The 24145-nt window shown below is 68.2% G+C and carries 28 protein-coding genes and 1 other RNA gene; 6 read left to right on the top strand and 23 right to left on the bottom strand.

The window, feature by feature from the left end; all coding sequences use genetic code 11:
* Both glnA and ASF80_RS01745 read right to left on the bottom strand, forming a co-directional pair.
* Entirely contained in the window at window positions 1-1338 is a 1338-nt protein-coding gene (gene glnA, locus ASF80_RS01750) for a type I glutamate--ammonia ligase (protein ID WP_042541155.1), read from the bottom strand.
* A 2-nt stretch (window positions 1339-1340) separates the two neighbouring features.
* On the bottom strand, window positions 1341-1556 hold the full coding sequence (locus ASF80_RS01745) for a hypothetical protein (RefSeq protein ID WP_056307461.1): 216 nt from the start codon (window positions 1554-1556) through the stop codon (window positions 1341-1343).
* Between the two features lie 70 nt (window positions 1557-1626).
* On the opposite strand from ASF80_RS01745, the gene ppgK reads away from it, so the two are divergent.
* The gene (ppgK, locus tag ASF80_RS01740; RefSeq protein ID WP_056307459.1) at window positions 1627-2373 is read left to right on the top strand and encodes a polyphosphate--glucose phosphotransferase; all 747 of its coding nucleotides are present in this window, start codon (window positions 1627-1629) and stop codon (window positions 2371-2373) included.
* A gap of 57 nt (window positions 2374-2430) precedes the next feature.
* On the opposite strand, the gene rnpB is transcribed toward ppgK, so the two are convergent.
* From rnpB to ASF80_RS01725, 4 genes are all read right to left on the bottom strand, one after another.
* An RNA gene (rnpB, locus tag ASF80_RS13580) (RNase P RNA component class A) lies at window positions 2431-2787 on the bottom strand.
* Window positions 2788-2817: 30 nt separating this feature from the next.
* Window positions 2818-4512 carry a bifunctional 3'-5' exonuclease/DNA polymerase gene (locus tag ASF80_RS01735; RefSeq protein WP_082488145.1) on the bottom strand — a complete coding sequence of 565 codons (1695 nt, stop codon included), beginning with the start codon at window positions 4510-4512 and terminating at the stop codon, window positions 2818-2820.
* Between the two features lie 25 nt (window positions 4513-4537).
* Window positions 4538-5269 carry a zinc ribbon domain-containing protein gene (locus tag ASF80_RS01730; protein ID WP_056307455.1) on the bottom strand — a complete coding sequence of 244 codons (732 nt, stop codon included), beginning with the start codon at window positions 5267-5269 and terminating at the stop codon, window positions 4538-4540.
* 34 nt (window positions 5270-5303) lie between these two features.
* The gene (locus tag ASF80_RS01725) at window positions 5304-5729 is read right to left on the bottom strand and encodes a YchJ family protein (protein ID WP_235559849.1); all 426 of its coding nucleotides are present in this window, start codon (window positions 5727-5729) and stop codon (window positions 5304-5306) included.
* 22 nt (window positions 5730-5751) lie between these two features.
* On the opposite strand from ASF80_RS01725, the gene ASF80_RS01720 reads away from it, so the two are divergent.
* Both ASF80_RS01720 and ASF80_RS01715 read left to right on the top strand, forming a co-directional pair.
* Entirely contained in the window at window positions 5752-6591 is an 840-nt protein-coding gene (locus ASF80_RS01720) for an aldo/keto reductase (protein WP_056307453.1), read from the top strand.
* 27 nt (window positions 6592-6618) lie between these two features.
* Window positions 6619-7554, top strand: a complete 936-nt coding sequence (locus ASF80_RS01715) for a methyltransferase family protein (protein ID WP_056307451.1) — start codon at window positions 6619-6621, stop codon at window positions 7552-7554.
* On the opposite strand, the gene ASF80_RS01710 is transcribed toward ASF80_RS01715, so the two are convergent.
* Window positions 7526-8362, bottom strand: a complete 837-nt coding sequence (locus tag ASF80_RS01710) for a helix-turn-helix transcriptional regulator (protein WP_056307448.1) — start codon at window positions 8360-8362, stop codon at window positions 7526-7528. The two genes, ASF80_RS01715 and ASF80_RS01710, sit on opposite strands and share 29 nt — an antisense overlap.
* 100 nt (window positions 8363-8462) lie before the next feature.
* Here ASF80_RS01710 and ASF80_RS01705 point away from each other — a divergent pair, with 100 nt between their 5' ends.
* Window positions 8463-9227: an SDR family oxidoreductase gene (locus ASF80_RS01705; RefSeq protein ID WP_056307446.1), complete on the top strand. Its 765-nt coding sequence runs from the start codon at window positions 8463-8465 to the stop codon at window positions 9225-9227.
* A gap of 27 nt (window positions 9228-9254) precedes the next feature.
* Here the strand turns inward: ASF80_RS01705 and ASF80_RS01700 are convergent, their stop codons facing one another.
* Window positions 9255-10145 (bottom strand): TIGR01777 family oxidoreductase, encoded by an 891-nt coding sequence (locus ASF80_RS01700; RefSeq protein WP_056307444.1) that lies wholly within the window; start codon window positions 10143-10145, stop codon window positions 9255-9257.
* A gap of 100 nt (window positions 10146-10245) precedes the next feature.
* Between ASF80_RS01700 and ASF80_RS01695 the strand changes: the two genes are divergently transcribed.
* Entirely contained in the window at window positions 10246-11079 is an 834-nt protein-coding gene (locus ASF80_RS01695) for a zinc-ribbon domain-containing protein (protein WP_056307442.1), read from the top strand.
* 10 nt (window positions 11080-11089) lie between these two features.
* Here the strand turns inward: ASF80_RS01695 and ASF80_RS18995 are convergent, their stop codons facing one another.
* Window positions 11090-11470 (bottom strand): hypothetical protein, encoded by a 381-nt coding sequence (locus ASF80_RS18995; protein WP_056307440.1) that lies wholly within the window; start codon window positions 11468-11470, stop codon window positions 11090-11092.
* Between the two features lie 130 nt (window positions 11471-11600).
* On the opposite strand from ASF80_RS18995, the gene ASF80_RS01685 reads away from it, so the two are divergent.
* The gene (locus tag ASF80_RS01685) at window positions 11601-12689 is read left to right on the top strand and encodes an AAA family ATPase (RefSeq protein ID WP_056307437.1); all 1089 of its coding nucleotides are present in this window, start codon (window positions 11601-11603) and stop codon (window positions 12687-12689) included.
* A 45-nt stretch (window positions 12690-12734) separates the two neighbouring features.
* Here the strand turns inward: ASF80_RS01685 and ASF80_RS01680 are convergent, their stop codons facing one another.
* The 14 genes from ASF80_RS01680 to ASF80_RS01615 all read right to left on the bottom strand — a co-directional run bounded on the left by ASF80_RS01680 (window position 12735) and on the right by ASF80_RS01615 (window position 24144).
* Entirely contained in the window at window positions 12735-13538 is an 804-nt protein-coding gene (locus tag ASF80_RS01680) for a sigma-70 family RNA polymerase sigma factor (protein WP_056307435.1), read from the bottom strand.
* Window positions 13539-13709: 171 nt separating this feature from the next.
* Window positions 13710-14024, bottom strand: a complete 315-nt coding sequence (locus tag ASF80_RS01675) for an HU family DNA-binding protein (protein ID WP_056307433.1) — start codon at window positions 14022-14024, stop codon at window positions 13710-13712.
* A gap of 220 nt (window positions 14025-14244) precedes the next feature.
* On the bottom strand, window positions 14245-14781 hold the full coding sequence (locus ASF80_RS01670; protein WP_056307431.1) for a hypothetical protein: 537 nt from the start codon (window positions 14779-14781) through the stop codon (window positions 14245-14247).
* Window positions 14782-14852: 71 nt separating this feature from the next.
* Window positions 14853-15248 (bottom strand): flagellar assembly protein FliW, encoded by a 396-nt coding sequence (locus tag ASF80_RS01665; RefSeq protein ID WP_056307428.1) that lies wholly within the window; start codon window positions 15246-15248, stop codon window positions 14853-14855.
* Window positions 15245-16132 carry a flagellar hook-associated protein FlgL gene (gene flgL / locus ASF80_RS01660; protein ID WP_082488143.1) on the bottom strand — a complete coding sequence of 296 codons (888 nt, stop codon included), beginning with the start codon at window positions 16130-16132 and terminating at the stop codon, window positions 15245-15247. Before flgL ends, ASF80_RS01665 begins: the two co-directional genes overlap by 4 nt.
* A gap of 17 nt (window positions 16133-16149) precedes the next feature.
* Window positions 16150-17556: a flagellar hook-associated protein FlgK gene (flgK, locus tag ASF80_RS01655; protein ID WP_056307426.1), complete on the bottom strand. Its 1407-nt coding sequence runs from the start codon at window positions 17554-17556 to the stop codon at window positions 16150-16152.
* 6 nt (window positions 17557-17562) lie between these two features.
* A complete protein-coding gene (flgN, locus tag ASF80_RS01650) occupies window positions 17563-18024 on the bottom strand; it encodes a flagellar export chaperone FlgN (protein ID WP_268776033.1) in 462 nt (153 codons plus the stop codon).
* A gap of 137 nt (window positions 18025-18161) precedes the next feature.
* A complete protein-coding gene (gene csrA, locus ASF80_RS01645; protein ID WP_056307422.1) occupies window positions 18162-18410 on the bottom strand; it encodes a carbon storage regulator CsrA in 249 nt (82 codons plus the stop codon).
* Window positions 18411-18499: 89 nt separating this feature from the next.
* Window positions 18500-20566, bottom strand: coding sequence for a flagellar biosynthesis protein FlhA (locus tag ASF80_RS01640; protein WP_056307420.1), 2067 nt, complete (start codon window positions 20564-20566; stop codon window positions 18500-18502).
* A 45-nt stretch (window positions 20567-20611) separates the two neighbouring features.
* Window positions 20612-21715 carry a flagellar biosynthesis protein FlhB gene (locus ASF80_RS01635; RefSeq protein WP_056307418.1) on the bottom strand — a complete coding sequence of 368 codons (1104 nt, stop codon included), beginning with the start codon at window positions 21713-21715 and terminating at the stop codon, window positions 20612-20614.
* The gene (locus ASF80_RS01630) at window positions 21712-22473 is read right to left on the bottom strand and encodes a flagellar biosynthetic protein FliR (RefSeq protein WP_056307416.1); all 762 of its coding nucleotides are present in this window, start codon (window positions 22471-22473) and stop codon (window positions 21712-21714) included. The genes ASF80_RS01635 and ASF80_RS01630 overlap by 4 nt, the downstream gene beginning before the upstream one ends.
* A complete protein-coding gene (gene fliQ / locus ASF80_RS01625) occupies window positions 22473-22748 on the bottom strand; it encodes a flagellar biosynthesis protein FliQ (protein WP_056307414.1) in 276 nt (91 codons plus the stop codon). The genes ASF80_RS01630 and fliQ overlap by 1 nt, the downstream gene beginning before the upstream one ends.
* Window positions 22748-23587, bottom strand: coding sequence for a flagellar type III secretion system pore protein FliP (fliP, locus tag ASF80_RS01620; protein ID WP_056307413.1), 840 nt, complete (start codon window positions 23585-23587; stop codon window positions 22748-22750). Before fliP ends, fliQ begins: the two co-directional genes overlap by 1 nt.
* 131 nt (window positions 23588-23718) lie before the next feature.
* Window positions 23719-24144, bottom strand: coding sequence for a flagellar biosynthetic protein FliO (locus tag ASF80_RS01615; protein ID WP_056307411.1), 426 nt, complete (start codon window positions 24142-24144; stop codon window positions 23719-23721).
* Window position 24145: the final 1 nt, after the last annotated feature.

Below are 24145 nucleotides of genomic sequence, written 5' to 3'. Positions count from 1 at the left end.
TCAGAGAAGCTCGAGGTTGTTCTTCAGCTCCAGCGGCGTGACCTGGCCTCGGTAGGCCTCCCACTCCTTGCGCTTGTTGAGCAGCACGTAGTTGAAGACCGACTCCCCCAGCGTCTCGGCGACGAGCTCGGAGCTCTCCATGTACTCGAGCGCGTGGTCGAGGCTCGCCGGCAGCGCCGAGTAACCCAGAGCACGACGCTCGGCGTCGCTGAGCGACCACACGTTGTCCTCGGCCTCGGGAGGCAGTTCGTACTCCTCCTCGATGCCCTTGAGGCCGGCGGCGAGCATGAGCGCGTAGGCGAGGTACGGGTTGGCCGCGGAGTCGAGTGCGCGGTACTCCACGCGCGAGGAGCCGCCCTTGTTCGGCTTGTACATCGGGACGCGTACGAGCGCCGAACGGTTGTTGTGGCCCCAGGTGACGAAGCTCGGAGCCTCATCGCCACCCCAGAGACGCTTGTACGAGTTCACGAACTGGTTCGTGACCGCCGCCATCTCGTTGGCGTGCCGCAGGAGGCCTGCGATGAAGTGCCGGCCCGTCTTCGAGAGCTGGTACTTGGCGCCCTCTTCGTAGAACGCGTTGCGCTCGCCCTCGAACAGCGACATGTGCGTGTGCATGCCGCTTCCCGGGTGTCCGCTCAGTGGCTTCGGCATGAAGGTGGCGTAGACGCCCTGCTCGATCGCGACCTCTTTGATGACCGTGCGGAAGGTCATCACGTTGTCTGCCATCGTCAGCGCATCCGCGTAGCGGAGGTCGATCTCGTTCTGACCGGGGCCGCCCTCGTGGTGGCTGAACTCCACCGAGATGCCGAGATCCTCGAGCATCCGCACCGAACGACGACGGAAGTCGTGCGCGGTTCCGCCCGGAACGTTGTCGAAGTAGCCGGCCGAGTCGACCGGAACCGGACCCTCGGGACCGAACGACGAGGACTTCAGCAGATAGAACTCGATCTCGGGATGCGTGTAGAACGTGAACCCTGCGTCCGCCGCCTTCGCGAGCGTGCGCTTGAGCACGTGCCGGGGGTCGGAGACCGCAGGGCGACCGTCGGGCGTGGTGATGTCGCAGAACATGCGCGCGGTGGGGTCGATCTCACCGCGCCACGGCAGGGTCTGGAAAGTGGTGGGGTCCGGCTGCGCGAGCAGGTCGGACTCGTAGCTGCGGGTGAGTCCCTCGATGGCCGAGCCGTCGAAGCCGATTCCCTCGGCGAATGCTCCCTCGACCTCGGCCGGGGCGATCGCCACCGACTTGAGCGTGCCGATGACATCGGTGAACCACAGGCGCACGAACTTGACGCCGCGCTCTTCGATCGTCCGGAGGACGAAATCCCTCTGCTTGTCCACGGTTACTCTGCGCCCTTGCCGATGCCGGCGTCCCAGCCGCTCTCGGCTGCTTCCTCGTCGGCCCAGGCGCGCGAGCGCTCCTGCATCTTCTCCGGGGCATGGGCGGCCTCATGCTCGGTGTCGAAGGGACCGACCCGATCGGCGGACGGCGAGATCATGCCGAACTCCACCTGACCGGTCTCCAGGTTGTACCAGTACTTCTCATCGCCGTTCGACATGGCAGATCCCCTTCATCACGTGGTGTCATCGATCCTACTGGCGCTGGCGGCGGTCGCTAAGCTATCGACCATGGCAAAAGCGATCGGCGTCGACATCGGCGGCACGGGTATCAAGGCAGGTCTGGTCGACCTCGAGCACGGCATCATGGCCTCCGACAGGGTGCGCGTCCCCACTCCTGAGGGCGCATCGCCCCAGGACGTCCTGGCGGCCGTGAAGACGGTTCTGAAGACTCTCGACGTGCACGACTCGACTCTCCCCCTCGGCGTGGCGTTCCCCGCCATCGTCAAGCGCGGCAAGACGCTCTCCGCCGCCAACGTCTCGAAGGAGTGGGTCGACTTCGACGCCGAGCGGTTCTTCCGAGACGGCCTCGGGCGCAACATCGTCTTCGTGAACGACGCGGATGCGGCCGGCGTCGCCGAGGCTCGCCACGGCGCCGCCCGCGACGTGCGCGGCTTCACGCTTCTCACGACCCTCGGCACCGGCATCGGGTCGGCGTTCCTCTACGACGGCGTGCTGCTTCCGAACACCGAGCTCGGTCACCTGAACTTCGGCGAGTACGAGTCCGTCGAGACCTACGCCGCGACCTCGGCACGCGAGCGCGAGGGGCTCAGCTGGGCCGATTGGGCAGAGCGTCTGCAGAAGTTCTACTCGCACATCGAGTTCCTGTTCAGCCCCGATCTGTTCGTGGTCGGCGGCGGCGTGTCGAAGAACGCGGGAGACTTCCTGCCGCTGCTCGACCTCAAGACTCCGATCGTCCCGGCGATCCACCGCAACAACTCGGGCATCATCGGCGCGGCGTCCCTCGCGGGCGACTGAAGCCCCAGATCACGAAGAAGGCCCCGCTGGATCAGCGGGGCCTTCTGCACGTCTGGGCGAATGGGCCGACCTGTACGCCGGGTTCTGTTCCGGGGTTCTTCGCCCCTTCGACGGCCATCTCTCTCGGCGACACGTTGCCGTGGCACTCTAGCGGTCTACCCGAGGACTCGGCGAGCCGCGTCAACATCCTCTGTCTGACCTTGCTCCGGACGAGGTTTACCTGGCGGGCCATGTCACCATGGCCCCCGGTGGTCTCTTACACCACCCTTTCACCCTTACCCCTTGCGGGGCGGTCTGCTCTCTGTGGCACTTTCTCGCGGATTGCTCCGGGTGGGCGTTACCCACCGTCCTGCCCTGAGGAGCCCGGACGTTCCTCGGTGCGGTCACCCGCCACGCGGCCGTCCAGTCGACCCATTCGCAGTCCCAGTCTACGTCGGCGCGTGACTACTTCTCGGCCGACTCCGCGATGCGCAGATCCAGCGGCACGTCGATCGGGAAGCCGCCGAAGAGCCGCCGGGTGGCGACCGCTGCGGCCTCGCGCACGGCATCCGCCGCCGCCTCCGCCTGATCGGCCGGAACGTGCAGGATCACCTCGTCGTGCAGGAAGAAGGCGAGGTGCGCTCGGGAGCGGAACACTCCGGATGCCGTCGCCGGCCGTTCCGCATCGGGCAGCGCCTGCAGGCGATGCCTGATCTCGGCCAGCCAGATCAGCGACCACTCGGCAGCCGTACCCTGCACCACGAAGTTGCGGGTGAACCGGCCCCAATCCCTCGCTCGTCGTCGCGCGAGAGCGACGTCTGCAGGATCGGCGTCGGCATCGGTCGCCCGTGCCTGCATCGCCTCCCATTCCGTGGACGGACGAGGCGAGGATCGTCCGAGCCAGGTCGAGACGACTCCGCCGTCCTCTCCGAAGCGTGCGGCCTTGTCGACGAGGGCCATGGCCCGTGGATACACCTTGCGCAGGCGCGGCACGAGGCGGCCGCTGTCGCCCGTGGTCGCTCCGTACATCGCGCCGAGCACGGCGTACTTCGCCTCTTCACGAGTGGCGACGGCCCCGGACTCCACGACGCCGGCATAGAGGTCCTTGCCCTGCGCGGCCTTCGCCATCGCCCGATCGCCCGCCATGCCCGCGAGCATCCGCGGTTCCAGCTGCGCGACGTCGGCGACGACGAGCGTCCACCCCTCATCTGCCCGCACGGCCGCGCGGAGGTTGCGCGGCAGCTGGAGCGCACCGCCGCCGGCGGACGCCCAGCGCCCGGTCACGACGCCCCCGGTGATGTAGATCGGCCGGAAGCGGCCCTCGTGCACCCACTCCGCGAGCCAGGCCCACCCGTTGGCGCTGAGGAGGCGTGACAGCTTCTTGTACGCCAGCAACGGCTCGACGACCGCGTGGCTGTGCTGGGCCAGCTCCCATCGGCCCGTGGACTCGACCTGCACGCCCACCCGGTGCAGTGCGCGGAGCAGTTTGGGCTGGCTCTCGAGATTCAAGGTCGGGTCGCTGAGGATCGCACGCACACGCTCTCCCTGCGCCACCATCCGGCTGGGCAGGCCCCCTGCGGCAGGGCGCGTGCCGAGGATCTCGGTGAGGATCGCGTCATGCGCCGCTTCGTTCCACGGCAGACCCGCGGCGCGCATCTCCTCGGCGATCAGTCCCCCCGCCGATTCCGCGGAGGTCAGCAGCGTCAGCCTCCCGTCCTTGCCGTCGCGGAGCACGCGGCGCTGCTCTCGATACTGCTCGAGCGCGTCGCCCACGGGGTCGCCGGACTCGCTCTCCTCGACGACGTCGAAGAGAGCAGGCGCTTCGTCGACGGGCTCACGACGTACCCATGATGAGGAGGGTGCGAGCGGCCTCGCCACCTTGTCGGTGTCGCGGAGGATGGCGTGGCAGAGAAGCAGGTCGTGCGAGCGGCCGAGGAGAACGCCCGCATCGAGCAGTACGGGATAGATCTCCCGCGCGCTGCGGATCACCCAGCGCGGCGGGTTCGTCGCCTCCTGATCGGACACCCACCGCGGCATGTCGGACGCCGCGAGTTCGACGCGTCCGACCTCGGAATCGTCGGCGGCGAGTTCCACTGCCGTGTATCCGCCGGGTCGGGCCAGCAACGCCACACGCCGTTCGGTGTGCTGTGGCGAGCTCACCGCCGTCGCGCGCGCGGCGCGGAGATCACAGCCCGGATTCCTCGGTGCGGACGAGGATGCAGCCGCACTCGGGGCACGAGACCACGAGGTCGTCCGCCGCGTTGCGGATGTCGTTCAGGTCGGTGCCCGGAAGGAACATGCGGCAGCCCTCGCAGGTGCCGCGCGTGAGAAGAGCGGCGCCCGCGCTGTTGGCGGCACGGCGTGTGTACTCGGCGAGGAGCGGTGCGGGAATGACCGCGGTGACGGCCTCACGGTCGCGCGTCAGCTGCGCGCCGAGCTCGGTGGCCGATGCGACGTCGGCCTTGGCCTGCGCGGTGAGCGCCGAGCCCTCGGCAGTGGTCGTCGCGAGCAGGGCCTGCTGGGCGGCGACCGCCGCATCGGCATCCTCGACCCGTCCCATGACGTCGAGCTCGATGTCTTCCAGGTCGCTCTGGCGCTTCGTGAGGCTGGCGATCTCGTGCTCGAGCGCCTGCGCGTCCTTGGGATTGGTCGCGACGGCAAGACGGTCTGCGTCGCGGGCCCGGCGCTGCTCGACGAGCTTGACATCGGACTCGAGCCGAGTCAGCTCGGTGCGTACGTCGTCACGCGTTCCGGTCAGGCTCGTCAGCTCGCGGAGCTGCTCCTGGCGGATCGCGACGAGCTCGGTGATCCGAGCCGCCTGCGTGGGCTTGGTGCGTGCGCGCTCCGCCTGCGCGATGCGCCGGTCCAGGTCGGCGACGTCGAGCAGGATGCGCTGGTGTTCTGGGCTGGCGTTCACGCTCTCAAATCTAGTCGCTGCGCGGCCGCGCGCATCACCCGACCTGCCCGTCGAGGTACAGCCACGACCGCCCCTCCCGCACGAAGCGGCTGCGCTCACGCAGCGAACCGCGCTCCGCGCCCTCTCGGAAGAACGCCTCGAACTCGACGACGCCCTCACGGTCGAAGGGGCCGCCTGCGACACGATCGACGATCACGAGCCTTTTCCAGACCAGGCCGTCGTCGAAGTCGATCGTCGCCGGGCGGGTCGACGTATGCCAGCTGGCACGGAGGTACGGCGCATCGTGCAGCGCGAAGGCCGTGAATCGCGACCGCATCAGACGCTCGGCTGTCGGGGCGGGAGACCCGGCGAGCAGCGGGCCGCAGCATCCGCCGAAGACGTCACCCGACCCGCACGGACACCGGCTCATGTCACCCGGCACACCGCCGTCATCGACCGCCACACTTCGCGCTCCCGTCATGCCACAAGCGTACGCTGGCGGCATGACGGCTCTTCCTCGGTTCACCGCACACAACGGCTTCGCTCTTCCCGCGCTCGGCTTCGGGACATACGCCCTCAACGGCGATGCAGGGGCAGACTCCGTGGCCACGGCCATCGGTGCGGGCTACCGCCTTCTCGACTCGGCCTTCAACTACGAGAACGAGGGTTCCGTCGGGCGCGGAGTGCGCGCGGCCGACGTCGACCGTGCCGAGATCATCATCACGACGAAGCTTCCAGGTCGCCACCACCCGCGCGACAAGGCACGCACCAGCATCGAGGAGAGCCGCTCGCGTCTCGGCGTCGACGCGATCGACCTGCACCTGATCCACTGGCCGAACCCGCACCAGGACGAGTACGTGCAGGCGTGGGAGGCACTGGTCGAGGCACAGCAGCGCGGGACCGTCGCTCAGATCGGAGTGTCGAACTTCCTTCCCGAGCACCTGGAGCGCATCGAGCGCGAGACGGGCGTCCGCCCGGTCGTGAATCAGATCGAGGTCCACCCGTACTTCCCGCAGGACGAGCAGCTGGCGTATCACCGCGAGCATGGGATCATCACCGAGGCCTGGAGCCCGCTGGGACGCGCCAAGGAGCTGATCCAGGAGCGGGTGATCGGCGAGGTCGCCGCAGCGCACGGGATCTCCCCTGCGCAGACCGTTCTGGCCTGGCATGTCGCCCGCGAGACCGTCGCGATCCCGAAGGCGTCGTCTCTCGAGCATCAGGCCTCGAACCTGGCTGCGGGCGAGATCGTGCTCTCCGCCTCCGAAGTCGAGGCGATCACCGCGCTCGGACGCCGCGACGGCCGCCTCTTCGACGCCGACCCGGCCACGCACGAGGAGTCGTGATCGGAACCCGCTCGTAGACTGGCGAGCATGCCCGTCATCGCAGGCATCCGCATCACTCCGGTGACGGCGCGGGTGTATTTCGCCCTCCAGGCTCTCGCGGGGGCACTCTGGTGGATCGCGGTCCCGCTGTCGGACGCGGTCCGTCGTGCCACGCTCGGAGACCTTCCTGTCGCACCTGTGGCGATGCTCGACATCCCGCTCTTCGTCGTCGCGTCCGCGCTGGTCGCCGCCGGGTTCCGCTGGGCGCTCTGGGTGGTCGCGCCCTGGACGGCGCTGGTGGCGGCGGCGATGTGCGTCTACGCCACGCTCACCTCGCTTGCCGGGTGGGGTGCCCTTCTGATGGTCGTCGCCGCCGGAGCGAGCATCGTGTCGGCGATCATCCTGCTCCTCGGCAGAGTTCCGGTGGAGTGGATGGTCACCGGCCCGCTCGCCTTCCGATCCGCCGATCGGGTCGGTACAGGGCGGCTGCTCGCCCGCACCGGACTGCAGACGCTCTTCTTCTGGGGAACCTTCCTCCTGGTGATCCCCGTCGTCGTGTCGCTGGTCGAGGCGCGCTGGATGCTCCGCATCGACGTCCCTCTCGGCGTGCGGATCGCCGGGGGCGTGCTGCTCGTCTGCGCGACGGCTCTCGGGATCTGGTCGGCCGTGTCGATGTCGGTGAAGGGCGAGGGAACGCCGCTCCCCTCGCAGATGGCGCACCGACTCGTGATCACCGGCCCCTACCGCTACGTGCGCAACCCGATGGCCGTGGCCGGTATCGCCCAGGGGGTCGCGGTCGGCCTCCTGCTCGGATCGTGGATGGTCGTCGCTTACTCGCTATTCGGCTCGATCCTCTGGAACACGGTCGTCCGACCGCTCGAGGAGGCCGATCTCGAGTCCCGATTCGGGTCCGAGTTCGCCGCCTACCGCAGCCGCGTGGCGTGCTGGGTGCCCGTCAGACCCGTTGCGTCCCGAGCACTCTGAGAAGCTCGAGCTTGCTCGCGGCGTCGCTGCCCGGGGCGGCGGTCAGCACGATGAGCGCCTGCGACTCGTCCTCGGTGAAGAGCGCCTGGCAGTCGACCTCGATCGGCCCTATCTCCGGGTGGATGAGCACCTTGTGGTCCTCGAAGCGCCTGCGCACCTCGTGCACGTCCCAGAGGTCGGCGAACTCGGCGCTCCGGGAGGAGAGCTCCCGGACCATGTCGCCGGCACGCGAGCGCTCGCCGAGCGCTCCATAGGCAGCCCGCAGCGAGGCGACGAGCACCCGACCATGCCGCGGATGGTCCTCCAGCGGGTAACGGCCACGCTCCTCATCGGGGTGCGCGAACCACCGGTAGATCCCGCTGCGCTCGAGTCCCTCCAGTCCGCTCGAGTCGCCGAGCAGCGCACGCGCGGCGTCGTTCTGGATGAGCACCTCGTCGAGCACCGACACCACGAAGGCCGGTGTGTCGTCGAGGCGATCCAGCACCCGGAGCATGCCGGGGTGCACGTAGTCGGTGAACATCGTGCGGTCAGGGGCGCTGTGTCCGCAGATGCGATGCAGATAGTCGCGCTCATCCGGGGTGAGTCGCAGCGCCCTCGCCAGTGACGCGAGGATCTGCACACTCGGCTGCGGTCCTCGCTGCTGTTCGAGACGGGCGTAGTAGTCGGTCGACATCGCCGCCAGCTGCGCGACCTCTTCCCGGCGGAGGCCCGGTGTGCGACGCCGCGCTCCGGCACCGAGACCGACATCCGACGGCTTCAGCTGCTCCCTGCGGCGCACGAGGAATTCTGCCAGTGCTTCTCTGTCCACCTCTCGAGTATCCCGTGCGCGCCGGCAGTCATCCAGGGATCGCGGATCCCTGGATGAGCGCTCTCTGGTGGGCCGATCCCCTCGGACGAAGAGTGGAGGCATGAACATCAGCGGAAACACCATCTTCATCCCCGGGGCGACCAGCGGCATCGGGCTCGCTCTCGCCCAGAAGTTCGCCGAGCGCGGCAACACGGTCATCGTCGGCGGACGCCGCACCGAGCTGCTCGATCGGATCGCCGCCGAGAACCCCACCATCGACACGGTCACGATCGACACGGCGGATGCCGACAGCATCCGTGCCGCGGCGCAGACCGTGCTCGCCGACCACCCGGACCTCAACGTCGTCATCACGATGGCGGGCATCATGCGTGCCGAGGACTGGACGACACCGGCCGGGTTCCTCGAGACCGCAGAGGCGACCGTCACCACCAATCTGCTCGGCCCGATCCGTCTGATCGCGGCATTCATCGAGCACCTGCGCACCGTTCCCGACGCCACGATCATGACGGTCTCGTCAGGCCTGGCCTTCGCGCCGCTGCGAGTGACGCCGACGTACAACGCCACGAAGGCAGCGATCCACATGCTCAGCGAGTCGCTGCGCCTGCAGCTCGATGGCAGCACCGTGAAGGTGCTCGAGCTCGAGCCACCGGCCGTGCGCACGTCTCTCATGCCCGGCCAGGAGTCCAGCGACTTCGCGATGCCTCTCGATGACTTCGTCGACGAGGTCGTCGGGCTGATCGAGACGCGACCGGAGGCGACCGAGATCCAGGTCGAGAACGTGAAGTTCCTGCGCTACGGCGAAGCGCGGGGCGACTACGCCCAGGTCGTGGAGACACTCAACCGACGCGACCCGCACGGGCACTGACCCGGCAGAGCGGTCGACCCGGTGGCATCAGAGCGCCGCGTCGACCGCCTGCTGCGCAGTCGTGTGCGTGAACTCGAAACCCGATCTCTCGAGCGCCGTCGGCCGCACGTCCGCATCCGACAGGAGCAGCGAGTCGGCGGCGGATCGGCTCAGCGCGAGACGGAGCGCGAAGGCGGGCGCGGGAATCCAGAACGGGCGACGCATCCTCTTCGCGAGCGCCCGACCGATGTCGTTCGCCGACGCCCGCGTGGGACCGGTGAAGTTGACGGGGCCCTCGAGACGAGCATCGATCACATGCCGGATGCCGCGCACCTCGTCGTCGAGCGAGATCCATGGCCAGATCTGGGTGCCGGGTCCGATAGGACCGGCCACACCGAATCGGGTCAGCTGGATCAGCGGCTTGAGCACGCCCTGGCGGTGGATGATCGGGGCGGTACGCAGCAGCGCCACCCTGCTCTGCTCCCCCGCGCGCTGCGCCTCCTGCTCCCACCGGACGCAGAGCTGTGCGAGGAACGTGTCCCCCGCGAGCGACTCCTCGGTCAGGGTCTCCCCCGGCGCCGAACCGTAATAGCCGACGGCGGATGCCGAGACGAACGCCGGAGCGTCGTCACGCAGCGTGCGCACGGCTGTCGCGAGCGTACGTGTCGTCGTGAGGCGGGAATCGACGAGCTCGCGGCGATATCGGCGCGTCCAGGGAAGTCGGCCGACGCTCGCGCCACCGAGAGCGACGACGGCGTCCGCCCCCGCCAGGACGTCCGGGTCGAGTTCGCGCTCGCCGGGCGACCATTCGACCTCGGAAGTCGCACGAGGCGTCCGGCGCACGAGAGTCGTCACCTCCACACCGTCGGCGCGGAGCGATGAAGCGAGCGCTGTGCCGATCAGACCCGATGCACCGCTGATCACGATCCGCTGCGCCATGGCTGCTCCCTCTGTCCGTGTCCCGGACTCGTCCGTCTCCGCGAGTCTGTCACGTCCGGTCCTTCCTCGCGATGTCGGCGGCCGCGGGTAGCGTCCTCGCGTGACCGAACCCGTGCAGTCGTGGTGGGCGAGACGCCAGTTCTCGCGCGGACTCGACGTGCCCTATGAGAAGGGCACCTACCGTGCGGCCTGGGCGGCGTATCCCGAGTTGATCCGCCAGTACCACCCCGAGCTCAACCACGGGATCGCGCTGTCGCAGGTGCCGCTAGCGGCCGACGTGCTGCTCTGCTGGGAATGCCGGATGGGTCACCGCTTCGCAGCCACGCCCACCGAACAGCGCGAGCGTCCAGGGCGGGTGCGCCGTCAGTCGTCGTGGTGCCCGGAGTGCTCGGCTCTCGCCCGACCGCAGCCGGTGATCCTCGGCGAAGCCCGCGCGATCCCGAGGCGCCCCAAGCCGCCCACCACGCTGTGCACGAAGACCCCCGACCTCCCCGTCGGCGAGGCGTTTCTGAGTGTGTGCGCCCCGGCACCGGCGTCCACCGCCGAGGCGAAGCTGCGCGCGGCGATCGAGTTCCGGCTCCGCGTCACCACCGGGGTCAACGCCGTCAAGGTCTCCCGGCCGTTCTTCCGGCATACCGAGGTCTGGCCCGACATCCTCCTGCCCGAGCTGAGGGTCGCGATCGAGTACGACACGGTCGGCCGACACGGGCTAGAGCATGTCGGCAAGCGCCAGGACGCCGACCTGCGCAAGGATCGCGCCCTGCGTGCCGCCGGCTGGGAGGTCATCCGCATCCGCACGGGAAAGCTCGAGCCGCTGGGGCCGCACGATCTGCAGATGCCGTCGGTCACGGCGCGCGGCGTCGAACGCGTGATCGAGGCTCTGCGTGCCATCCGCGGGTCACTGATGGTCGACGCCTACCTCGTCGAGGACTGAGGGGCGCGCGCTACGCTCCGTCGACCTCTTGCTCGGCTTCGCGGACGACCGCATCCCACTCGGATCGCAGGAACCTCGCATCACCTGCAGCCACGATCTGGGCGTTGTCGTTCGGTCCGACCTCGGGGCGCATCGTCAGCCCGCCGACATCCAGGCTGGGAATGCTCCGCCGGATGCACTCGACACTGCCGCGCACGAGCAGATCGGCGGTCTGCTCGGGAGACGTCGCAGCGCCGATCACAGCGTCGTCGTGCGCGATGAGGACGGCGCGCCACACGGGTCGTCTGGCGTCCGGATCGAGTGTGTACTGCATCAGTCCCTGCGGCGCCGCCTCGACCATGATGACGATCGAACCGTCGACCGGCTGCTCCACACCTGCGTACCCACCCATGACGGCCCCCAGACCCCGGACGTCCCCACGCCCGCTATCCGCTCAGGCTACTGCGAAAATCGCTCCACGATCGCCTTACGGCACGCAGATCTCGACCGATATGTACAACGGGGAGCGAAGGAGGAGGACCTTGACCAGCACCTACATCGAGACGGGTGGACACGTCCGCGTCTACGACGACGCCGTCCGCACGCATCAGGTGTTCCCTCTCGGCACCTACCGGGTGCATTTCACCTCGAAAGAGGGCTTCAGCCTCATCAAGGTCGACGACCTCACCGTCGGTACCGAGCGCATCTACGGCGGTCGCGACAGGAAGGTCGACAAGATCTTCCGCTCCTATGCGCTCACCGACCGCAGTCTGGGAGTGATGCTGTCGGGCGACAAGGGCATCGGCAAGACGCTCTTCCTGCGCATGGTCGCCGAGGAGGCCCGTGAGCAGTGTCTTCCGGTCGTGATCGTCTCGGAGGACAACGACGGCATCGTCGAGTTCCTCGACACGCTCGACGAGTGCCTGATCATCTTCGACGAGTTCGAGAAGATCTTCCCCGCCGGCCGCCGCGGCGGCGGAGACGGAAGCAACCGGCAGAACCAGTTCCTGTCGCTGTTCGACGGGCTCTCGTCCGTGAAGCGCATCTACTGCCTGACGGTGAATGACATCGCCGACGTCAGCACCTACATCGTCAACCGGCCAGGACGATTCCACTACCACATGCGCTTCGAGTATCCGGGGCCGGACGAGGTCAGGCAGTACCTGATCGACCAGGCGCCGAACGCCAACCCGGACGAGATCGAGAACGTGGCGCTGTTCTCACGACGCGCGCGACTGAATTACGACCACCTCCGCGCCATCGCTTTCGAGCTCGAGCAGCCGGACACGCTGTTCTCGGAGGTCGTCGAAGACCTGAACATCAAGTCGGTCGAGCCGAGCACCTACCGCATCGAGGCCCGGTTCCCCGACGGGAAGGTCTGGTCGGACGAGGTCGAGATGAATCTCTTCGAGCGCGGCGACGTCGGGCGCACCTACGAACTGCGCAACTCGACGCGCTCGATCTTCGCCTCGTTCGTGCCGAAGGATCTCATCTTCGAGCCGGACGGCAGCATCTTCGTGCCGATCCACAAGCTCGACCTGCTCGACGACGAAGACGAAGAGCCCGAGGTCTACCCCACCACGGTCAGCCTGATCCTGGTCGGGCAGGCCAGCTACGGCTTCGGTCTCTGAGCACAGACCGAAGGGCCGATGCCGAGAGCCGCGCGGCGCGTGCGGTCAGGCGCCGACGGCGTGCGACAGGATCGCCCGCGTGAAACGCTGACCTCCGCTCGCGAGCCGCTCGAAGTACGCCTCGAGAGCGGATGCGGAGGAGCGTGACGTCGGCGCGGTCTCACCGAGAGGCGCATCCGCGTAGTGACGGTCGAGGGCATCGCGGAGCATCCGCACCGCCTCGGCGCGCTGCTGCGACACGGCGGCGTGGGAGACGCCGAACTCGTCCGCCAGCTCCTTCACGCTGCGGTCCTCGAAGTAGATCGCGCGGATGATCTCGCGCTTGCGCTCCGGGAGCGCGTCGACGGCGCGGCGGAGGAACTCGTCACGCTCGGACGCGATCGCCTGCTCCTCAGGGAGATACCCGGTCCAGACGATCTCGGGCGCATCCGGGGCGTCGAGGCTCAGGAGCATACGCTCGGCATCTGCCAGTCCCTCGCGCACGGACCCGGTGTCCACCCCCATCGCAGCCGCGATCTCCGCGACGGTGGGAGTGCGCCCGAGAGCCGCCGACAGCGTCTGGCGCACCTTCGTCGTCTCCCTGGCCCGGACGCGGATGTCGCGCGGGGCCCAGTCCATCGACCGCAGCTCGTCTTTCAGCGCCCAGTTGACGCGCCCGCGTGCGAAGGCGCCGAACGGGACGCCGAGAGTCGCATCGAACTTCTCCGCCGCGCGGACGAGCGCGAACGCACCCGCCGAGGCGAGGTCATCGCGGGAGACCTGGGTGAGGCGGGACGCCACATATGCGGTCGCCGCACCGACGATGTGCAGGTGTTCGACCACGAGCTGGTTGCGTGCGCGCATCGGCATCGAGTTCCGTCTCTTCCACTGTAAGTGCAAGCCCTCCCCAGCGACTCACAGCGAGGCCCCTCCCCAGCGGCCAGAACTACATTCAACTACATGCTAGGGGCGCGACGGGCAAGAAAGATCCCCGAAGGTCGAAACCTCCGGGGATTCTCGTTTACGTTCAGATAACGATGGCTAGTCGTTCACCTTCACACGTCGGTTCACTTCGCGCGTCGCGGAGAACTTCAACACCGTGTAGTCATTGACCTCGGCGTCTCCTTCGTCCTTCGCGAACTGCACGCGATGCCCCTTGTGCGTCTGCGGGTAGAACTTGCCGAAGTTGGTGAGAGTCACCGTGTTCCCCCGGCCGACCAGGTCGAGCAGCTCGTCGATCATCGCGTTGTACGCCGTCTGCGCGGCCGGGACCGAGATGCCCCCTCGTCGCGCGAATCGCTGCACGAACTCGCGCTTGCTCACCCTGTTCGTCTCGAGCGTCCTTGATGTGCTCATGTCGTCTTCCGTCCCATGGAATGTCGCCCGTCACCGGGCTTCTCTGCGCTGTACCCCTACCAGCCGCATCCGCAGCGCGCGCAGGTCTCCCATCTCCTGCGACGACGCCGGGATCTGCCAGTACCCCAGCCTGTGCTCTCAGAGCCTAAAGGCTCTTCCTTGGTATATGCGGTGAATCTCGGTTTCCTTTGCTTTTCCGACGATCACCGCACTTCCTCGGCTATCTGCGCGCGAGGGCATCGCCCGCCGGCTCACTGACGAGGGCGCGCGCCGCATCGCGCGCCCTCCGCGCCGCAGCCACCGAGTCGGTGATCTGCGCACGGATGTCGCGACCGTCAGCGTCCTCGCCGACCGAAAGCTCGGTGGGCGCCAGAGTCTTGGTGTTCACGACGACATCTCCGCTGTTGATGAGCAGGTCCGCCCTGACGCCGAAAGCTCTGCCGATGACCTTCCCCGACGCATCGGTCAGATCGGTGACGTTGTCGGCCGCCGCCTGCTCGATGGACGCCAGCTGCAGCGGTGTGTACCGTGCCGAGTTCGCGAAGCCCGTCGTCGACCTCGTCCCCTTCTTCGACACGAGCGCGAGACTCGTCTGCCCCGGCGCCCTGCGATCACCCGGGTGCACCCGAGCATCGAGGTAGTGAGCGGTGACCGCACCCTCGGCGTCGGACGCGAAGCGGTCATGAAAGGCCATCACTACGAGGTTCACCGCCTGGGTCGCCCCGGCGCCATGGATCTTCGATCGCAGATCGACCACGTCATCTCTCCTGTGCGTTCTGGTCGGCGGCTCGTCGCGGCACGCCGATCACTGGGTGTTCGCGCGCGGTCTCAGTCGCCGAGGAGCGCGCGGATCGGGTACGCCTGGTCATCCAGGATGACCTGCGCGGCCCGCCCCGTCACGCCGTGCACCAGAACGGGGGCTCGGAGATTGATGTAGACGCCGTCGTCGGCGGGATTCGCCACCACGAAGACGCGGATCTCCGAGTCGGCGGCTGCGCCGAGCTCGGACAGCACATCGGCGGGCAGGGCCGGGGCGTACCCGTAGTCGCCCGAGAGCGGATCCAGGAGGAACAGCCGCACGTCTGCATCCGCAGCACGCAGCGCGTACAGCCCTTCCGCGCCGGCGATCTGCTCGAGCGTGAACGCCCTGTACGGGCTCAGGCCGTGCATCGGCGTGGTGAACTCGACGGCGAAACCCGTCGCCTCGACGGTCGTGGCGGTCATCGGATGAACTCCAGGAGGTTGGTCTGCAGAGATTTCGCGGTCACCTGCAGAGCGGATTGGAAGACGAGCTCGGCCGACTGCAGCCGCACGAGCACCTCGAGGCTGTCCACGTTCTCGACCTCGGCACGCCTCGCTTCGAGATCGATCGATGTCGAGAGGTTCTGGGACGAAGCTCTCTCGAGCTGCACCTGGCGCGCGCCGGTCGCGCCCCTGGCCGCGATGACGTCCTTCAGACGCCCGTCGATGTCGGCGAGGCGGGCACCGACCTCCCCACCGCCGCGCAGCTCGGCAGCGATGTCGTTGAGCAGAGCGAACGCGCTGTTCGCCCCGTCGCCGAACGCCTGCGAGCCGTCGAAGTCGACGCGGACCGTCTCGTTGTCGCTGATGCGCCGCTGCACTCCGGCTCCCGGACTGCCATTGAAGGTGAAGGTCCCCGGATCGAACGCCGCGCCCGAATCGCTGGTGCCGGCGAAGACGCTGCGCCCGAGGACGGTGGTGTTCGCCTTCGCCAGCAGCTCGGCGCTGATCGACTCCAGCTCCTGCGCGATGGACTCGCGGGCCGTGGGGCTGAGCGCACCCGAGTTCGCGCCCTGCGCGGTGAGGTCCCTGGCACGGTTGAGCAGGTCGGCGCTCGCTCCGAGAGCGGTGTCGACCGTGGTCACCCACGCCATCCCGTCGCTGAGGTTGCGTGCGAACTGCGCGACTCGCGACTGGTCGCCGTGCACGCCCAGCGCCGTCGCGGCCGCGGCCGGATCCTCGCTCGGCGAGCGGAAGGCGCGCTGCGAGGCGGCCTGGTTCTGCAGCCGCTCGCGATCCGCGAGGTTCGTCTGCAGCGTCCGCAGCGACTGCTGCGTCATGGTGTTGCTCGTGATGCGACCGATCATGATGGCTCTCCCCAGAGTCAGCGGCCGACGAGGCCGGTGCGGTTGATCAGAAGGTCCAGCGCCTCGTCCACGGCCGTGAGCACGCGAGCCGCAGCCTGGTAGGCGGTCTGGTAGGTCAGGAGGTTGATCGTCTCCTCGTCGCCGTCGACCGAGGCGTTCGACTGCTGGGCGGTGACCGCGGCCACGGCACCCATGTCGGCGATATCGGCGCGCTGTACATCACCCGCGACCGCGACCGCGAAGCCCGTGACGAAGCTCGACCACGTCTTGCTCGGTCCGGTCGCGGATGCGCCCAGAGCACTGATGCGGTCGGCGATCGTGGTGTCCTTGGCGCCCGCGCCGGGTGCGGCGAGAGCGAGGTCGTCGAGGCCTGTGGGAACCACGCCCAGCCCGAGGGCTGCGGGCCCGGTGCCGCTCATCGAGAAGAAGTCCCCGCCTGCGGCGCCCGACGGGGTGACACCCGTACGGTGGACGTCGTTCACGGCTGTCGCGAGTGCGGTGGCTGTCTCGTTGTACGCCGCGGCGACGCCCGCAAGCGTGCCGCCGTCCGCCGCAGGAGCCAGCGCGCTGATGGTGCCGCCGACCAGCCCTCCGGTGATCGTCACCGGCAGACCGGGGCGATCCGCCCACGCGACGCTGATGCGTCCGGCGTCCGCGATGTCCCGCGGCCCGCTCGCGACGAGCGCGCGGCTGCTGTCCGCGCTGACGAGCGCGTTCCCGTCGATGCGGAGGGTGAGCGTCCCGTCGGCTTCGACGTTGCCCTTGGCTCCGACCGTGGTCGACAGCTGCTGGGCGAGGACGTTGCGCTGATCGATCAGCTCGTTGGCGTTGCGGCCGGACTGCAGCGCGTCTCGGATCTGCCCGTTGAGGGTGGCCACCTGCCCCGCCATGGCGTTGACGTCGGCGATCTGACTGTCGACCTGACCACGGAGGTCGGCCCACTGCCCCGCGATCGACTGGTACCCGGCCGCGATCTGCCCGATCAGCACGTTCGCGTTGGTGAGCACGACCTGCGCCGCCGCCGAATCCGGGGTGTTGGTGAGGTCGGACCAACCGGCCCAGAACCGGTTCAGGTTCGCGGCGAGACCGTCTTTCGTCGGTTCGGCCATCACGGCCTCCGCCTGGCCGGCAGCCGTCGCCCTGGCTGCCCAGAAGCCGGAGGTCGACAGCGCGTCGCGCACTCGGGCGTCGAGGATGTCGTCGCCGAGCCTGGCGATGCCGGTGACGCTGACACCGCCGCCGATGCCGAGCCCGGACGGCCACAGTCCGGTCTGACCGGGAGCCGAGATCGGAACCTGGTCGACCCGCTGACGGGTGTAGCCGGGGGTGGTCTGGTTGGCGATGTTCTGCCCGGTGACGGTCATCCCCGCGCGAGCGGCGGAGAGAGCGGATTCGGCGAGACGGAGCCCTGCGAACGAAGACATCGCGTCTCACACCCTCGTGTCGAGGAGTCGGGCGTCACCGTCGCGGACGACGCCGCCCTGGGGGTCGTACTCGCCGGTGGGCACGCCGAGGCCGGCGATGGTCTCCTGCGTGACCCGGATGGCCGTGCGCAGGCGCTGCTCGTTGACCTTCTTCATGTCGCCGATCTCGTCGGCGAGGGCGGTCATGGCATCCAGATGGCCGGAGAGGACCTCGCGCCAGGCATCGGTCGGCGCGGCGTCGATCAGCTCGCGAAGCGTCGTCGCCTCGGGCACTCCCCATTCGTCCGCCACCGAGATGACGAGCGTGTCACGCGAGAGCGCCACCGTCGGCATCGCAGCGAGCACGCGCTCGATCTCGTTCGCCGCATGGTGGATCCAGCGGTTGCGCCCGGTCGCCAACAGCATCTGCTGTTCGTCGAGCTTGAAGAGCAGCACCTCCAGCAGATCGCGCTCTCGCATCAGTTGCATGCTCAGGTCGTGAGCGGCCACGATTCGTCACCTCGTCATGTCACGGTTTCCGTGACGGGATCGCCCGTCACATCCACGACTATCGCGACAACCCCCTGGACAGTAACTCCGCGCGAGGAGAACGGCGAGAGGACGGGTCAGGACGTGACGCCGGCGCGTCCGAGCACGCCCAACAGCTGCGACTCGGCCGACTCGTCCGACGACGCCTGGACGGCTTCCTGGTTCGCGTCGCTCACCGCGATGACGATCTCGGCGCGATTGATGCGCTTGTCGCGCGGGGCGTCGATGCCGACGCGGACTCCGCTCGGCGTCACCGCCAGGATCGTCACGGTGATGTCATCACCGATCACGATGCTCTCATTGGCGCGTCTCGTGAGTACCAGCATGCGTCGTCTGCCTTCCATGGCGTGAGCGCCGATGCGCCCTCTGCTCACAAACGTATCGCACTCGTCTCGTAAATGAGCAGATTCTGGAGCTACACCGCGGCACTGGGGAGAGCGGACTGCGTCATCCGGACCACCCCGACCACGTCGGTCGCGAGTCCTCCGGCTGCAGCCTCGTCGTATGAGAGCACCGGGAGGCCACTCACCTGTGACGAGACCATCCGGCGCACGGCCTGGCGCAGCGACGGCGCGCACACGAGCACCGGCTCCGGCCCGACCTGCTCGAGCTCGGCGACCGTCCGGCGGACGTTCTCGAGCACGTGCATCGTCGCCTCCGGCGTCAGCACGATCTGCGGGTTCCCGTCGATCACGCGCATCCCCTCGAGCATCTGCTGCTCGAGCATCGGCTCGAACATCACCACGCGGATGCGTCCGTCCTCGGCGAATCGTGCGGCGATCGCGGGGCCCAGAGCTGCTCGCGCCGCATCGATGAGGCCCGCCGTCTCGGTCGACGTCTTTCCGCGCAGAGCGAGAGCCTCATAGATGCGGGCGAGGTCGTTGATCGGCACCCTCTCGGCCAGAAGGCCTGCGAGGACCCGCTGGATGCCGGCGAGCGACAGCACGGCCGGCGTCAGCTCCTCGACGGTCGCAGGGCTCGACTGCTTGAGATGCTCGGTCAGCTGACGCACGTCCTCGAGCGAGAGCAGTCGGTCGGCCTGGCTCTGCACGATGTCGGAGAGGTGGGTGATGATCACGCTCGCGCGGTCGATCACGGTGGCGCCGGCCATGTCGGCGGCGTGCGACATCTCGGCGGGCACCCACTTGCCCTCGAGACCGAAGACCGGATCGACGACCGCAGACCCCGGCAGCTGCTCCAGCCCCGTGCCGATCGCGAGCACGTGACCCCGCGGCACGGATCCGCGCCCCGCTTCGACCCCGGCGATCAGGATCGAGTAGGTCTGAGCAGGCAGGTCGATGTTGTCCCTCGTCCGCACCGGCGGCATCAGGATGCCGATGTCGAGGGCGAGCTTTCGCCGCAGCGACTTCACACGGGTGAGCAGGTCGCCCGCTCCCCCGGAGGCCAGATCGACGATGTCGGGCGAGAGCGAGATCTCGAGGGCGTGCACGCGCATCCGGTCCATCAGCTCTTCGGGCCCCTCGACGCCCGCCTCGACGGCCTCCTGCTGCAGCGCGTCGGCCTCGAGCGCGGCGTCGCGATCCTCGTTCGCCTTGACCCGGGATGCGGCGAACAGGAGTACGCAGCCGATCGCCAGGAACACCACCAGCGGCATCCCCGGGATGAACCCCATCGCGATGGCCGCGAGCCCCGTGATGACCAGCGCGTTGCGGGACTGCATGAGCTGCCGGCCCGCTGCCTGCCCCATCTCGCTCTCCGCGTTCTCGCGAGTCACGATCATGCCGGTGGACACGGCCATCAGCAGCGCCGGGATCTGCGTGACCAGGCCGTCGCCGATGGTGAGGATGCTGTAGGTCTCGAGCGCGTCCCCCATCTCCATGCCGTGCTGGACCATGCCGATGATGATGCCGCCGACGAAGTTGATGACGACGATCACGATGCCCGCGATCGCATCGCCCTTCACGAACTTCGACGCACCGTCCATCGCGCCGTAGAAGTCGGCCTCTGCGGCCACCTCGGCTCGACGCCGGCGCGCCTCGGTATCGGTGATGAGCCCGGCATTGAGGTCGGCGTCGATGGCCATCTGCTTGCCGGGCATGGCGTCGAGGGTGAAGCGCGCGCCGACCTCGGCGACGCGCTCGGCACCCTTCGTCACCACCACGAACTGGATGACGGTGAGGATCAGGAAGATCACCGCGCCGATCACGAGCGATCCGCTGATCGTGATCTGCCCGAACGCCTGGATCACCTGCCCGGCGTGCGCCTCGCTGAGCACGAGACGGGTGGAGGCGACGTTGAGGCCGAGTCGGAACAGGGTGGCGACCAGCAGCAGGCTCGGGAACACCGAGAAGTCGAGCGGCTTCTTCACGAACATCGCGGTGAGGAGGATCAGCAATGCGAACGAGATGTTCAGCACGATGAGGACGTCGAGCAGTCCCGTCGGGATCGGGATGATGAGCAGGAGGATGATGCCCACGACGCCCACGGGCACCGCGCCCTTGGACAGGATCTGACCGATCATGCGTCTTCTCGTTCTCTCTACTCGTCCAGATGCGGATCCGGCGGCTCAGAGGCCGCGATCCCTGGTGCTGTCGAAGGGCATCGTGTGGGTGCCTCGCGCCGATCCGCGACGCTTGAGGTGCTCGATGAAGGCCAGTACCTGCGCCACCGCGGTGTACAGCTCCTCGGGGATCTCGCGGCCGATGTCGCATGCCGAGTGCAGGGCGCGCGCCAGCGGGATGTCGCGGACCATCGGGACACCGGCCTCCTCGGCCTTCTCGCGGATCTTCTGCGCGACGATGCCCGCGCCCTTCGCCACGACCCGCGGGGCGGACTTGCCCGGCTCGTACCGCAGCGCCACAGCCACGTGCGTGGGGTTCACCAACACGACGTCGCTGTCGCCGACCGCGGCGATCATCCGGTTGCGGCTCATCGCGAGCTGCCGCGAACGGCGCTGGGAGCGCACGAGCGGATCGCCCTCGCTCTTCTTGTGCTCGTCCTTCGCCTCGTTCTTGGTCATGTGCGTGTGCTTGCGATTGCGTCGCATGACCACGGCGACATCGATCGCCGCCAACAGGATGCCCACGGCCACGGCGACCTGCAGCAGCGACACCGCTCCCCCGGCGGCCTGCTCGAGAAGCCACGTGATGTTGTGGCTGCCGCTCGCCATCAGCACGGGCACGAGACCCGATACGACGATCCACAGTGCGACGCCGATGGCCGCCGTCTTGAGGAGCGCCTTCGCGCCCTCCCACAGAGCCTGCTGGCCGAACACGCGCTTGAGACCCGACACGATGTTGAACTGCTCGGTGCGCATCGTCACGCCGCGCAGGTGGATGCCGCCCTGGGCGACAGCCGTCGCCGTGGTCGCGAGCAGCACGACCGCCAGCATCGGCAGCAGGATGCCGCCGAGCGAGGAGATCGCAGAACCCAGCACATCCAGTGCGGCCCCGTCTGTGGGGTTCTTCGCCACCGGTGTCACGGCCAGGAACAGCTCCGTGAGCACCTGCGTGCCCGACGAGATCGTCGGCACCATCATCACCGCGGCGGCGGCGATGCACACCCACGCGGTGAAGTCCTGGCTTCGGCCGATCTGGCCCTTCCTGCGTGCCTCCTTGAGGCGACGGTCGGTCGCCTTCTCGGTGCGCTCGCCGCTGTCGGTCTCGCTCATCTGGTCACCCCCAGCAGGAGCTTCGCCGCGTCTTCGGCGATGACCGCGACGACACTGGGAAGCGCGGCGTAGACGAAGCCCACGAGCAGCAGCGTCAGACCGATCTTGACCGGGAAGCCCATCGCGAACGCATTCAGTGCGGGTGCGACCCGGCTGACGAGACCGAGCCCGACGTCGGCGAGGAAGAGCACGATCAGCAGGGGACCCGCGATCTGCACGGCGCTGAGCATCATCTGCCCGGCGGCTCCCACCAGCGCCTCCGCCGGCTTGCCCAGGTCGATCATCCCGGTCACCGGCACGGCATCGAACGAGCGGAACAGACCGCCGAGCACGAGCTGGTACCCGTCGGAGGCGAAGAGCAGCATGATCGCGGTCATCTGGAAGAGCCGCGTGAACTGGGCGCCGTTGATCGCCATGCCCGGGTCGAACGCCTGCGCCATCTGGAACCCGCCGAAAGTGTCGACCAGATGGCCGGCGCCCTGGATGGCGCTGAAGAGCACCATCACCAGGAATCCGAGCAGTGCCCCCGTGAGGGCCTGGCCCGCCAGAGCGAGCATGAATCCCCCGGTGTCGAGACGTTCGTAGCCCGCGGTCACCACCGGCGACACGGCGAGGGCGAGCCCGACGCCCAGCATCGCCCTGACTCTCATCGGGATCGTGCCGTGGCTGAACGGTGGCGCGAGCACCAGGAAGGCCGTGATGCGCACGCACGCGAGCGACGTGGCCTCGAGCCAGGTGAAGTCGATGGGGATGTTCATCAGCCGCCGTTCAGCAGCGACGGTATCCGCGCGAACATCTCGTTCGAGAAGGCGATCATCTCGGCGATCATCCAGTGCCCGCTGATCAACAGCGCGATGCCCACGGCGACGAGCTTGGGCACGAACGAGATGGTCATCTCCTGCACCTGGGTGATCGACTGCAGCAGCGAGATCGCGAAGCCGACCACGAGCGCCGTGATCAGAAGCGGGGCACAGAGCTTCGCGCCGACGATGAGCGCCGCCTGTCCGATGTCGATGACTGCTTCCGGGTTCATCAGCCACCCCCGTTGTACGACTGCACGAGCGCGGTGATGACCATGCCCCAGCCGTCGATGAGCAGGAACAGCAGGATCTTGAACGGCAGCGAGATCATCACCGGCGGGAGCATCATCATTCCCATCGACATCAGCGCACTGGCGACGACCAGGTCGATGACGAGGAACGGGACGAAGATGATGAACCCGATCAGGAAGGCGGCCCGCAGCTCGCTGATCATGAAGGCCGGCACGAGGGTCTGCAGCGGGATGCTGGCGGGGTCGGTCGGGTTGTCCATCTGCGCGGCCCGGTACATCAGGGCAATGTCCTCTTCACGCGTGTAGGAGAGCATCCACTCGCGCAGCGGTTCCTGGGCGAGCTCGAACGCGCGGCCGAAATCGATCTGCCCTTCCGTGAACGGGCTGACGGCGACGGCGTTGATGTCGGTCAGCACCGGCCACATGATGAACAGGGTCAGGAACAGGCTGAGACCCGCCAGCACCTGGTTCGGGGGGATCGAGGGCAGCGAGAGCGCGTTGCGGGTGAGAGCCAGCACCACGAAGATCTTGGTGAAGCTCGACATCATCAGCAGCAGCGCGGGGGCGACGCTGAGAACCGTGATCCCGAGCAGCGTGATGATGCTGTCGGACGGCGTGCCGTTGATGCCGTTGATCGTCACGCCCTCACCGTCACCGGTCTCCATGGGGACCAGAGCGGATGCCGCGTGCGCGCCCGTCGCGTCGAGAACCACCAGGACGGCCGCGACACCGAGGGCTGCCGCGATCAGAATCCACGCGCGTCGCGGCAGGTGCGGTGCACGCGCGAGCGGCGCGGTGGCAGCGGCGGCGGATACGGGCACGGCGGCACTCCGAAGATGGGTGACGTGGCCGATCCGTAGCCAGGGGGTCGAGCGATCCGTGCTCGCAGACGACTATCGCGACACGACGGCGTGCGCGTAACCGTAGGGCGGTCGCGCAGGGCCGGTCGGCGTCAGGCGACGGACTTCAGTGCCCTGTCGACGATGTCGTTCGACATGTCGTCGACGACAGGTGACTGCTCCGTCGTCGATTCCTCCTCGACGGGAGGCGCCTCCTGCGTGTCGACGACGTTGATCCCGTGCTCGGTCACACCGAGGACGTAGCGGATGCCCCCGAACTCGGCGACCACGAGCTGCGCCTTCCCGCCGATGCCCGACCGCGCGACGACCGTGATCTTCTCGGGCCGCGGCTTCGGGCCCGCCGCCGGGCGAGACGGCCTGAGCTCGGTGAGTCGTGCAAGCTTCTTCGGCATCAGCCCCGCGAGCGGGCTCACGCCCTTCGCCTGCGACTTCTGCAGTCGACGACTGAGGAACAGCAGCAGCCCGAGCACCGCCCCCAGGGCGACGATCGCACGCAGCGCGACGAGGATGTCGTCCATG

Source organism: Microbacterium sp. Leaf159, from assembly GCF_001423615.1.
Lineage (GTDB): Bacteria > Actinomycetota > Actinomycetes > Actinomycetales > Microbacteriaceae > Microbacterium.
The sequence above is the reverse complement of the archived record's forward strand: the minus strand, read 5'-3'. Positions and strand labels throughout refer to the sequence as shown.